Annotated in this window: 8 protein-coding genes; 5 read left to right on the top strand and 3 right to left on the bottom strand. The window is 40.2% G+C overall.

Features of this window, described 5'->3' with window-relative positions; all coding sequences use genetic code 11:
* The first annotated feature begins 71 nt into the window (after positions 1 to 71).
* Positions 72 to 2,981, top strand: a complete 2,910-nt coding sequence (gcvP, locus tag BM015_RS14580) for an aminomethyl-transferring glycine dehydrogenase (RefSeq protein ID WP_090659952.1) — start codon at positions 72 to 74, stop codon at positions 2,979 to 2,981.
* A gap of 54 nt (positions 2,982 to 3,035) precedes the next feature.
* Here gcvP and BM015_RS14575 read toward each other — a convergent pair whose 3' ends face one another.
* Together BM015_RS14575 and BM015_RS14570 are read right to left on the bottom strand one after the other, a co-directional pair.
* Positions 3,036 to 4,814 carry an ABC transporter ATP-binding protein gene (locus BM015_RS14575; protein WP_090659949.1) on the bottom strand — a complete coding sequence of 593 codons (1,779 nt, stop codon included), beginning with the start codon at positions 4,812 to 4,814 and terminating at the stop codon, positions 3,036 to 3,038.
* Positions 4,815 to 4,833: 19 nt separating this feature from the next.
* On the bottom strand, positions 4,834 to 5,628 hold the full coding sequence (locus BM015_RS14570; RefSeq protein ID WP_090659946.1) for a 3-keto-disaccharide hydrolase: 795 nt from the start codon (positions 5,626 to 5,628) through the stop codon (positions 4,834 to 4,836).
* Positions 5,629 to 5,994: 366 nt separating this feature from the next.
* On the opposite strand from BM015_RS14570, the gene BM015_RS14560 reads away from it, so the two are divergent.
* Positions 5,995 to 6,468: a DUF4920 domain-containing protein gene (locus BM015_RS14560; protein ID WP_090659944.1), complete on the top strand. Its 474-nt coding sequence runs from the start codon at positions 5,995 to 5,997 to the stop codon at positions 6,466 to 6,468.
* Here BM015_RS14560 and BM015_RS14555 read toward each other — a convergent pair whose 3' ends face one another.
* Complete coding sequence (locus BM015_RS14555; RefSeq protein ID WP_245751437.1) at positions 6,469 to 7,797, bottom strand: MFS transporter; 1,329 nt, start codon at positions 7,795 to 7,797, stop codon at positions 6,469 to 6,471.
* Positions 7,798 to 7,906: 109 nt separating this feature from the next.
* Here BM015_RS14555 and BM015_RS14550 point away from each other — a divergent pair, with 109 nt between their 5' ends.
* The 3 genes from BM015_RS14550 (at position 7,907) to BM015_RS14540 (ending at position 12,754) form a co-directional block, all read left to right on the top strand.
* Positions 7,907 to 10,831: a DEAD/DEAH box helicase gene (locus tag BM015_RS14550; RefSeq protein ID WP_090659938.1), complete on the top strand. Its 2,925-nt coding sequence runs from the start codon at positions 7,907 to 7,909 to the stop codon at positions 10,829 to 10,831.
* 88 nt (positions 10,832 to 10,919) lie between these two features.
* Positions 10,920 to 11,324 carry a hypothetical protein gene (locus BM015_RS14545; RefSeq protein WP_090659935.1) on the top strand — a complete coding sequence of 135 codons (405 nt, stop codon included), beginning with the start codon at positions 10,920 to 10,922 and terminating at the stop codon, positions 11,322 to 11,324.
* Positions 11,325 to 11,560: 236 nt separating this feature from the next.
* Entirely contained in the window at positions 11,561 to 12,754 is a 1,194-nt protein-coding gene (locus BM015_RS14540) for a molybdopterin-dependent oxidoreductase (protein WP_090659932.1), read from the top strand.
* Positions 12,755 to 12,759: the final 5 nt, after the last annotated feature.

Raw genomic sequence — 12,759 nt, 5'->3', positions numbered from 1 at the left:
ACTTTTATTAACGGCTGATTGCGCGTAACTTTGCGCATCTTTTTTTAATCCCTTTTTCTACAGGAGTTAGTATGAATCTATTTGAATCTCAGTCCGGCGAATTTGCAGGGCGGCATATTGGCATTGATAACGAATCATTAAAGGAAATGCTGAAAGTGATTGGCGTTAACAGTTTAAGCGAACTGGTGCAAAAAACTGTTCCTGCAAACATTCGCATGAGCCATGAGTTGAAGCTGCCTGAAGCTATGAGCGAATATGAATATCTTCAGCATATAAAAAATATCTCCCTTAAAAACAAGATATTTAAAAATTACATTGGCCAGGGGTATTACGATACCATAACGCCTTCGGTTATTTTGAGAAATATTTTTGAAAACCCGGGCTGGTACACGCAATACACGCCTTACCAGGCCGAGATTTCACAGGGCCGTTTGGAAAGCCTGCTAAACTTTCAAACCATGGTAAGCGATCTTACAGGTTTGCCTGTTGCCAATGCATCGCTGCTGGACGAAGCAACTGCTGCGGCAGAAGCCATGACCATGTTTTTTAACCTGCTTAACCGTGATCACGATCATATTGAAAGGGCAAAATTTTTTGTTGACGAAGCAATATTCCCTCAAACAAAATCAGTACTAATTACAAGGGCAAAACCTGTTGGTATTGAGCTGGTATTTGGCGATTATAAAACTGCTTCAATAGATAAATCTTTCTTTGGCGCCATTGTTCAGTATCCCAACGATAAAGGTTCTATTGAAGATTACCGCGAGTTTATTCACGAAGTGCATAACAATAATGCTTTTGTTGTAATGGCTACCGATTTGCTCGCATTGACTTTATTAACTTCTCCCGGCGAATTGAATGCAGATTGTGCAGTAGGTTCTGCACAACGGTTTGGGGTTCCGCTGGGTTATGGCGGCCCGCATGCAGCCTTTTTTGCAGCTAAAGATGAATTTAAAAGAAACATTCCCGGCCGCATTATCGGCGTAAGTGTTGATGTGCAGGGCAACCGTGCTTTGCGCATGGCTTTGCAAACAAGAGAGCAGCATATAAAACGTGAAAAAGCTACATCCAACATTTGCACGGCGCAGGCTTTATTAGCCAATATGGCGGCAATGTATGCTGTGTATCATGGCGCTGAAGGTTTAAAAAATATTGCAAAGCGTGTTGCTGTGCTTACGCAAATTGTTGCTGAAGGTATAGAAGCAAGAGGGTTTCAACTTGTATCGCAAAATTATTTTGATACCATTACCATTAAGGTGGATGATATAAAACCTATAAAAGAAAAAGCGGAGCGCCAGAAGATCAATCTTCGTTATATCGATAATAATTTGATTGGTATTTCGCTGGATGAAACGGTGATGCTGGATGATCTCTACGATCTTATCAATTGTTTTGAAAACGATATTGACCCTGTTGGATTTGAAGTGGAAGAAAACGCGGAGCCGGCGCATATTCCGTCTTTTGCAAAAAGATCATCTTCTTTCTTAACGCATCCTGTTTTCAATATTCACCGCAGCGAAAGCCAGATGATGCGCTATATAAAATTGCTGGAGAATAAAGACCTCTCTTTAAACACTTCCATGATTTCGCTTGGCAGTTGCACTATGAAGCTGAATGCTGCAACTGAAATGATACCGTTAAGCTGGAACCACTGGAGCAAAATACACCCTTTCGCACCAAAAGAACAGGCAGGCGGTTACCAGTTAATGATTGAAGAGCTGGAAGATTACTTAAGCGAGATAACCGCATTCGATGCCTGCAGCCTGCAGCCCAACAGCGGCGCACAGGGCGAATACGCAGGTTTGTTAACTATAAAAGCTTATCATGAAAGCAGGGGAGATGCGCACAGAAATATAATGCTGATACCCATTTCGGCGCATGGCACTAATCCTGCTTCTGCAGTAATGGCGGGCATGAAAGTGGTAGTGGTAAAGGCTTTGGAAAACGGTTATATTGATGTGAATGATCTGAAGACAAAAGCTGAACAGCATGCAGCCAATCTTGCAGGTATTATGATAACTTATCCAAGCACGTATGGTGTATACGAAGAAACCGTAAAAGAAATTACAGAGATAGTGCATGCCCACGGCGGGCAGGTGTATATGGATGGCGCCAACATGAATGCGCAGGTTGGTTTAACTGCGCCGGGTTTAATTGGTGCAGATGTTTGCCATCTGAACCTGCATAAAACATTTGCTATTCCTCATGGTGGCGGCGGCCCCGGCATGGGCCCGATTTGCTGTAAGGAACATTTGAAACCTTTTTTGCCGTCGGTTGTGAATGGTGAGTGGTCAGTGGCATCTACTCACAACTCACAACTCACAACTCACAACATTGTTTCCGCTGCACCTTACGGTTCAGCCTCCATTTTATTAATCAGTTATGCTTACATAAGATTGCTGGGTAAAGATGGTGTGAAAAAAGCAAGCGAATATGCCATACTGAATGCCAACTATATGCGGGCAAGGCTGCAGGAAGCTTTTGATGTTTTATACCTTGGCACCAACGGAACCTGTGCGCATGAATTTATTGTTGATTTACGTCCATTTAAGAAATCGGCAGAAGTAGAAGCAGAAGATGTTGCCAAGCGTTTAATGGATTATGGTTTTCATGCACCCACGCTAAGTTTTCCGGTGCCTGGAACTATTATGATAGAACCTACAGAAAGTGAAGATAAAGCAGAGCTTGACCGCTTTTGTGATGCGCTGTTAAGTATTCGCGGGGAAATAAGAAATATAGAAGAAGGCAAAGCTGATAAAAAAGATAATGCGTTAAAGAATGCGCCGCATACGCAGGCAATAGTTTGTGCAGATGAATGGAACCACGCATATACAAGAAAAGAGGCTGCCTTCCCATTATACTATGTAACGCTTAATAAATTCTGGCCTTCTGTGGCAAGGGTTAATAATACGTATGGCGACAGGAACCTTATATGTACCTGCGAGCCGGTAAGCGCTTATACAACTGAAGCATCTGAATAATATTTCTGGTAAATAGATTTTGCCTTTAGGGAAGGTTATGAAGCAATAAAATTTTTAATCAAGGGCGCCGATAATCTTATCAATATTAAGGCTATTGGCCATGGCGGTAAATATGGAATAATAAACGCCTTTATTGTCAAAAAGTTCTTCGTGGGTACCCACTTCGGCAACGCGCCCTTTCTCTAACACAACAATATGATCTGCATCAATAATCTGCGATATACTGTGTGATATGATGATGACAGTTCTGTCTTTTTTAATGGCATCCAGGCTGTTTTTTATTTGCTCTGTTGCAATGGCATCAAGGCTTGCGGTAGGTTCATCCAAAAAAATAATGGCCGGGTCTTTTAAAAATAACCTGGCGATGGCAATGCGCTGCTGCTGCCCGCCCGATAATAATTTTGCTTCCGATTCATAGCCTTTCGGCAAATCCATAATCTGCTCGTGTATATAAGCCTTTTTTGCCGCATCAATTATTTCATCCCGCGTTGCATCTGTTTTTCCATACTGGATATTTTCGGCAATGCTCCCGTTAAAAATGTGGTTCTTTTGTAAAACAAGGCCAATATTTTTTCTTAATGCCTGTGTGTTATAACCAACGAGATTAATATTGTCCAATAGTATTTCACCGCTTGCAGGTTCGTAAAATTTATCCAGCAAATTAATGATGGTGCTTTTTCCGGCGCCGCTTAAACCAACCAATGCAGTAGTTTGGCCTGCGGGCACTTCAAATGAAATGTTTGATAAGGCTTTTGTTCCGTTGGGATATTGAAAATCCACCTTATGAAGTTTGAAATGACCGTTTACTTTTTGGGGGATGTAATCACCGCTCGATTCTGTTTCATTATCTGCTTCAAGAATTTCAAAAAAGGCTTCGGAATAAATCAATGCATCATTCAACTCATCATAAATACGGTGCAGTTGGCGTATAGGGCTTGATACATTGCCGAACAACATAACATGGTACATAATAGCGCCAATAGTCATATTTCCATTCAATACAAAATAAGCAGTGAGAATAATGATGATAACAACGCCGATCTGTTCAATAAAACTTTTAATACTGTCGAATATAAAATTAGTTTTGCGCGTTTGCATCTGGTTCTCCGTCATATCATACTGAATTGTTTTATGACGTTCTGCTTCCAGCGGCTCACGAATAAATGATTTGATGACTGTAATAGATTCTATAAGACTGATAATCGAACTGCTTTTTACTTCGCGGTACCGGCGCATCTTTCTCCTGAACCCGCCTAATTTATTTGCTTGTTGCTGGCTTACAAAAAAATAAACAGGAACAATGCATAAGCTTACCAAACCAATATAAAAATTGGCATAGAACATAAAGAACAAAGCCACAACAGCATTTGCAAACAAAGGCAGAATATCAATAAAGAAATTTTGAACAAGCCTTGTTAAACTGCTTATGCCCGAATCAATTCTTGTTTGCAATTTGCCGCTGTCGTTATCTGATGAAGTATAAAAGGCCATTTTATAAGACAGTATCTTTTCAACGATGGTCTGCGAAAAATCCCGCGCTATATATATCCTTAATTTTTCACCATAAAACTTTTGCCCGAATTGTATCAATGAATACAAAAGTTCTTTGCCCAGCAACACGGCACTTATAATACCAAGAAGATAAAAGCCTTCCTGCAACGGCTGCTTATTTACCATAAGTTTATTAATGGAGTCAACCGTATATTTTAATATGAATGCATTTACCTGTGCAGCAAATGAACCTACAGCCGTAAGTACAAGCGTTGCGGCAACCAGCTTATTGTAAGGTTTTACAAAAGGCCTTATTTTTTTAAACAATGCTTGTAATGTCAAACCATTTACGTTGATGAGGTTAACGTAATTTTTTTATGTAGATATTTCTGAAATCAATTTCCTGTCCTTCGCTTTGCAGGGCAATGAAACCGCTGCTTAATAATTTACCATCCTGTTTTTGAGCAGGATCATAGCCATTGGCAACGCCGCCGCCTATTTGCGGTTTTGAATATTGCAATACCGTATCGCCGTTAATGATGTGCGTAATAAGCGAATCGCCCAATACAATTAATTCACCTTTCACCCATTGGTCGCCGTAATAAGTTTTGGAACTTGAATTGATGCAATGGTCAGGAGAAATTCTTCCTTTATACACCACATCAGTTCCCGGCGAACACATATTGCCGGTAGGCCTTGGCTCGCCTTCTTTAACACCGCCGAGCAACTGCATCTCAATGGATATGGGCCAATCCTGTTCCTTCGGCATTGTTTTCGGGTCTTGTGAATGAAACATTACGCCGCTGTTCAGTAAAGTATATTCCGGCGCGGTTTTCATCCATTGGCCCACAAAACGGTATTCAAATTTGAGGTGAAAATAAGAGAAGGGCGTTTTATAATACAGGTGGCCAAATTGCTCATTAAAATCTTTGTACTGATTGTAGTGCACTTTTATCATACCATCTTCTACCCGAAATGTGTTGCCAAAGTTTTCATTGTATTCATGATGATGGATTTTTACATTCCAGTCTTTAATGTCTTTGCCATTAAAAAGCTGTATCCAGCCATCGTTTTCATTGGCTATGGTTTTAGCAGTTTTTGGAGTACAGCCTGATAGCAAAACCAGCATTAAGTTTAGTGCAAAAAAGTATTTCATGAAGTGAGATTTGTAGCGATAAATATAAGAAGTGTAAGGCTTTTTGAAATAATGATTGTTAGGGCGATTGACATGCCTGCTGCTTATCCTAAAAACCAAAAGATATAAGTACAGTCCGAACAAACAAAACAAGTTGCTGATCTGTCCGTCCAGTCTAAATTAAAAAAAGTGGACGATGATCTGTTAAGCTGTGCACGCCGCGTCCAGAAATATTTATTTGCGCATACTGGGCAAACAAGCTGGTGGCCCTTTACTTCAACCGTTTGGGGTTCTTTTTTGCTGAATAATTTCATAATGGATGAAATTACTTTAAATGATGAATTCATAACTGTATGAACCATATTTTTGCAGCAAAAAAATAACCTCATGAAAAAAATATTTATTATTTGCGCTGCTTTTCTTTTTCCTGCTTTCGCAATGGCGCAGCCACCGTCCGGCAATGCAAATCCCGGCGATAAATATGGAGAAATAATATCTGCAGATGATGCTATTGATGTGGCTGCTATTCCTGCAAAACTTGAAACTGCTTCCTCCTTTAATACCAAAATAAAAGCCAGGGTTTTAGATGTTTGCCCCAAAAAAGGTTGCTGGCTTAAGGTTGCTGTAAACGACTCAACAGAAGCTTTTGTAAAAATGAAAGATTATGCATTTTTTGCGCCTGTTGCCATTAAAGGAAAAACGGTTGTTATAGATGCGGTTGCCAGCATTAAAACCACACCGGTAAGTGAATTGCGGCACTATGCAGAAGATGCAAAAAAATCACAGGAAGAAATTGCTGCCATTACTGAACCTAAAAAAGAAATAAGCTTTCTTGCGAATGGAATAGTGGTAGTTGAATGATCAATCAAACAGGTGGCTATCCATAAATTTTTCATCCTCTTTATTAATAGCAGATGTATGTGAGGATTCTTTCATAAAAACATATACCAGCAGCGATATAAAAACACAGCCCGAAATATACCAGTAAAAATAATTTTCATGGCCCGCGGCTTTAAACCATAACGCAATGTATTCAACCGTTCCGCCAAACACAGCAACGGTAAATGCATAAGGCAGTCCCACGCCCAAAGCGCGTACTTCAGCAGGAAATAATTCAGCTTTAACTACTGAATTAATGCTTGTGTAACCGCTAACAATTATAAGTGCAGCTATAAGCAATAAGAATGCAATCCATTTTGATGATATTATACTTAAAGCAGTAAGCAACGGTACTGTAAACAAAGTGCCGAGAATACCAAAGCCGATAAGCAATGGCCGCCTGCCAATGCGGTCTGAAAGGCCGCCGAATGCAGGTTGCAGCAATGCAAAAATTAAAAGCGAACAAAAGGAAAGGAGTGTAGCATCCTGTTTACTGAGATGCACCGTGTTCACTAAAAACTTCTGCATGTAAGTAGTATAAGTATAGAACGCCATTGTGCCGCCAAGCGTAAGCCCTACAACAGTCATAACGGCTTTGGGATGTTTGAATAATTCCCGCAGCGTGCCACGCTGTATTTTTGTTGTGCGCTGCTTTTCAAAGGCAGTTGTTTCTTCAAGGCTTCTTCTTAAATAAAAAGCTACGATAGAAAGAATTGCGCCCACTACAAATGGAATGCGCCAGCCCCAGTTTTCCAGGTCTTTTTCAGTAAGTATATTTTGCAAAAAAATAAGCAAAGCTGTTGCAATCAACTGGCCGCCAATAAGCGTTACATATTGGAAACTGGAATAAAAGCCGCGGTTCTTTTTATCAGCCATTTCGCTTAAATAGGTTGCAGCAACGCCATATTCGCCGCCAACACTTAAACCTTGCAGTAAACGCGCTGTGAGTAATATTACTGGTGCTATAATTCCTATGGCATTATAGGTAGGTGTTGAGGCAATAAGCAACGAACCAAACGACATAAGCAGTACAGATACTGTCATGCTTTTTTTGCGGCCAACCCTGTCGGCAATGCGGCCAAAAAGCCATCCGCCCAAAGGGCGCATTAAAAACCCAAGCGCGAAAATGCCTGCTGTATTAAGCAATTGAATGGTTGAATTTCCTTTTGGAAAAAATGATGCTGAAAAATATAAAGCGAATGCTGCATACGTGTACCAGTCGTACCATTCCACAAGATTGCCAACAGAGCCGCCTACAATGGCTTTTATACGCGCCGATTTGTTTGATGTACCTGCATTAATTTTTTGCACGCGGAAAGCTAATGAATTGTAAGATATATTGTCGCTCCTATACTTACTAACATTGCTTTTTACACATGGCATTAATCTTTATCATTGCGCTTTTTTAATGAGCTGAAAGATGAGTGCAACGAATAACAACTTACCAAAGAAAACAATTATACTGCCCGCTGTAAAGCCTGGAAAGAAGAACGGGAAATATGAAACGGCTTTGCTGCTGGATTTCGTTTCCAAAACAGAACTTCCTTTTACCATTGCAGCATTATTGGTGTATGAAATAAATGGCGACCGGAATTATAAAGTCTTTCCATTAAACGGAGAAAAAAGCCTGCGTGATTTTAATAAGCTGCCACACGAAGTGGTTTATTCTATCCGTTTTCTTACAACAGAAAAACTGGCCGTAATAAAACAGGAAGCAGGAAGAAATTATAATTCAAACAATAGGAATGATGTTTCTTTTAAAACGTATGTAGAGCAAAAAATGCTCTCGCATATTTATTACCGCCTGCAGGAATTAAAGCCTTTCAATGCGCTTTTAAAATGGTATTGCAGGTATGCAGATGATCTTAATAACATTTTCATCAGGCCGGCTGCATTCAGCAACTATACACCAAAAATTTATTTTGAACTGGTGCGCACCCAAAGCGGTTTATTGCGCATGCTGGTATTGATAAATATTAATGAAGAATATTTTCCGCTTACTGATTTTACCAGGCGTGGTTTTTTATTGCAAAGCAAAAATGAATTCTTTTTGCTATCGCCAAAAGATGTGGATATACTAAATAAATATCCTCAAGGTTACGTGGATGTGCAACCTGAAAAAGAAACAGATTTTTTATTGCACACAGCAGAGCCGCTTTCAAAAAATTATACTGTAAACCGTGATGTATTGCTGCAGGATACGGTTGCCGATACAAGCCTTCAGCCAAAGATTTATTTAGGCGAACTGAATAACAGTTTCCTGATGATAACCACTAAATGGCAATACGGTGAATTTGAAATTGATGATGAGCCTGGTGATATGTTTACTGCAGTTGCAGATGGAAAAAGATATACGGTAAAAAGAGATGTTGCTGCGGAAAACGAAACGAAAGCATTTTTATGCGATATGCATGAAAAGTTTTCGAAGCAGAGAAATGGATATTATTACCTGCCTTTTGCTGAAGCTGAAAAAAAACAATGGTTTGTAAAATTTTATCGTAAGCTGATTGATAAAAACATTCCTGTCTATGGAATGGAGCAGTTAAAACATTTCCGTTACAACACGCATGTTCCTGTTATACATATTCATTTTGATGGCAAAGGAATAGACTGGTTTGATCTGCGTGTTGAAATAAACTATGGTGATCAGCAGGTATCGCTGGCTGATTTGCAGAAAGCCATCTTTAATAAGCAATCCTTTCTTTTATTAAAGGATGGAACCATTGGTGCTATTCCTGAAGAATGGGCGCAGGAATATGGTATGCTGTTTCGCATGGGGCAGGTGAAGAAAGACTCTATCAGGTTATCAGCATTGCATCATACTTTGCTTAATAATATAAAAGACGGCGAAGCTATCACTGCAAAGGCCATTGCAAAACAGTTTAAAGAAAAATGGCAGCGGCTACAGCAACATACAGAACGTTTATATACTGTTCCCAAAACAATTAAAGCTTCACTCCGCGATTACCAGCAGGCAGGTTTTGAATGGCTTTGCCTGCTCGATGAAATGCAATGGGGTGGCTGCCTTGCAGATGATATGGGGCTTGGGAAAACGTTGCAGGCCATAACTTTTTTGCAGCATGTTTCCAACCAGAAAAAGAAAGAAACGCATTTAGTGGTTTGCCCTACTTCTTTGTTGTACAACTGGGAAAACGAATTAAAGAAATTTGCGCCGGAGCTTACATGTTTTATTTATTATAAAGGCAGCAGGAATTATGATGCAGATACTTTCAAACAATACAATATCGTGCTTACAACTTATGGTTGCATACGAAGTGATATAGATCAACTGGAGCAATTTAATTTCGGTTATATAGTTTGTGATGAAAGCCATGTAATAAAAAACCCGGCGGCGCAATTGTCAAAAGCTGTTGTGCGGCTGCGGGCCCGTAACAGGATCATATTAAGCGGTACGCCTGTTCAAAACAATACCTTTGATCTTTATACACAAATGAATTTTATTAACCCTGGTTTACTTGGCAACCGCGAATTTTTCAAGTCTGAATTCTCGCAGCCTATAGATAAATATGGTGATAAAGAAAAATCAGCGCAGCTTAAGAAAATAATCTACCCGTTTTTTTTGCGCAGAACAAAAGAGCAGGTGGCTAAAGATCTTCCTGCAAAAACAGAGATCACTCTGTGGTGTGAAATGGAAGAGGAGCAACGGAAAATATATGATGCGCTGAAACATTATTACCGTGAAAGTTTGTTGCAGCGCATAGCTGAAGATGGTGTTGGCAGCAGTGCTGTTTATATTTTGGAAGGCCTCACTAAATTAAGGCAGGCCTGCAATGCGCCGCAGTTATTAAAAGATTATAAAGATGTTACAAATGCATCTGTAAAACTTGAAGTATTAGGGAATGAGCTGGAAGAAAATATTGGCGATCATAAAGTGCTGGTGTTTTCACAGTTCACCGGCATGTTGCAGTTAATTGCAGATGCTTTAAGAAATAATAATGTTCCATTTTTATATCTTGATGGAAGCACTAAAGCAGAACAACGGCAGGGCCTTGTTCAGCAGTTTCAAACAACAAATGAAGCAAAGATATTTTTGATAAGTTTAAAGGCTGGCGGCGTTGGCCTTACCTTAACCGCTGCAGATTATGTATATCTTATTGACCCTTGGTGGAACCCTGCGGCAGAACAGCAGGCTATCGATCGCACACACCGCATTGGGCAGCAGCAAAAAGTATTTGCTTATAAAATGATTTGCCGCGATACAGTGGAAGAAAAAATACTTGCCCTGCAGCAGAAAAAACAATCGCTGGTGAAAGATATCATTAGTGAAGATGCCGGGTTTATAAAATCGCTGAGCGAAGAGGATGTGAAATATTTATTTGAATAGGATTGTGGCAGACTGAACCAGCCTTATCTAAAAGTATATTCCAACGTTTTTAAAAAAGGTTTTGTCAGGAATTGTAATAAGAATATGCATGAAGCTAAAATATTTTATTGCCGTTTTATTTGTTGCGATTACCGCCTGTAAAAAAGATGCACAAAAATTATCTCCGGGTTTGGAAGGCACATGGGAGTTAATTTCTTCGGATGGAGGCTGGAGCGGTCACCATGAATATGCACGGGGCAATGGCAACATTTTTACTTTTAATGATAATCATTATTCGCAGGTAATAAAATCAACTGATACAACTTATCAATACGCTGGCACCTTTAAAATTTATACAGGCAAACCTTGCGACTTTGCTAAAAAACAAACCCTGATAGACTTTGATAACAGTGGTTTCGCAAGCAGCTTTTCTTTGTCGGAAGGCAGGCTTACCATCGGTACAACAGAATGTATTATGGATGGGGGAAGCTCAACGTATAAAAAAATACGGTGAGCTTTTGTAAGCCTTAACTATTCGTTTCATCTGATGTATATTTTCCAATTTGCTTTAAGAAAGCATACTGATTTTTTCTTGCCATACAGTTTTTATTCTTTATACTTGCTTTAAGAGTATTTGTAATGAAACCGAGCATGATAATTTTTTCATGCAAGGTAATGTGCATAGCGAGGTTCCCTGCCCGACTGAGCGTTCAGGCGGGCATGAGGCAATGAAAAAACAAACTTGTACGAATGAAAAGATACCTGACAACATATTTGCCGTTATTGATCTTTATACAGTTTTCCTGCAATACAAAACCAAAAGCGCCTGCAACAACGGTATCGGCTGATGCTCCCGAAATGTTGGTAAGCCCTGCAGGAAAAGATTCCATGCTGTTACTTACTGACAGGCCGCCCAACCTGGAAACACCGTTAAAATATTTCCTGGAAGATTACACGCCTAATAATGTATTCTTCGTTCGCTGGCATTTGTCTTCCCTTCCTTCAAAAGTGGATATTGACACTTTTCGTTTGCGCGTTAATGGCAACGTAGCCACGCCACTTGAGCTTTCTATGGAAGACCTCAAAACAAAATTCAAACCTTATACTATAACGGCTTTATGTCAGTGCGCAGGCAATTCAAGAAGTTTTTTTGATCCGCGTGTGGCAGGTGGCCAATGGAAAAATGGCGCCATGGGCAATGCAAAGTGGACGGGCGTTAAACTTAAAGATATACTGGAACTGGCTGGCGCTAAAGCAAATTCAAAAGATGTTAGTTTTAATGGACTCGACGGCCCGCCGATGGATAGCACGCCTGATTTTGTAAAGGCGCTGCACTATGATCATGCAATAGATGGTGAGGTAATGATTGCTTATGAAATGAATGGAGAACCGTTGCCTTTACTGAATGGCTATCCGCTCAAGCTGGTGGTGCCAGGCTGGTATGCCACGTATTGGGTGGGCATGTTAAGCGAAGTGCAGGTGCTGGATAAACCATTTAAAGGTTTCTGGATGGAGAAAGCTTATCTCGTGCCTAAGGGTGTTGTCAACGGCAATGAAAAACCGGACTCGTTAAGTAAAGACATGGAGCCGATAAATAAAATGGATGTGCGTTCTTTGTTTGTTTCGCCCGAACCGGAAAACACTATTGAAGTTGGTAAAGCAACAGATATACAGGGCCTTGCTTTTGATGGCGGTGATGGCATAGAAAAAGTAGAAATTTCACAGGATAGCGGCAAAACATGGAAGCCGGCCAGGCTTGATGCAGACCTGGGAAAATATTCCTGGCGCCGATGGCATTACAACTTTACGCCTGCGGAAAAAGGTAACTATGTTTTTTGGGTGAAGGCAACAAACAGCAAAGGATTATCGCAGCCATTTCATCAATGGAACCGCAGCGGTTACATGCGTAATGAAATTGAAAGCCTTGCTATAAATGCACAATAACAAAT

It is taken from the genome of Parafilimonas terrae (genome assembly GCF_900115755.1).
In the GTDB taxonomy this organism is placed as follows: domain Bacteria; phylum Bacteroidota; class Bacteroidia; order Chitinophagales; family Chitinophagaceae; genus Parafilimonas; species Parafilimonas terrae.
This window is presented reverse-complemented; position numbering and strand designations above follow the sequence as displayed.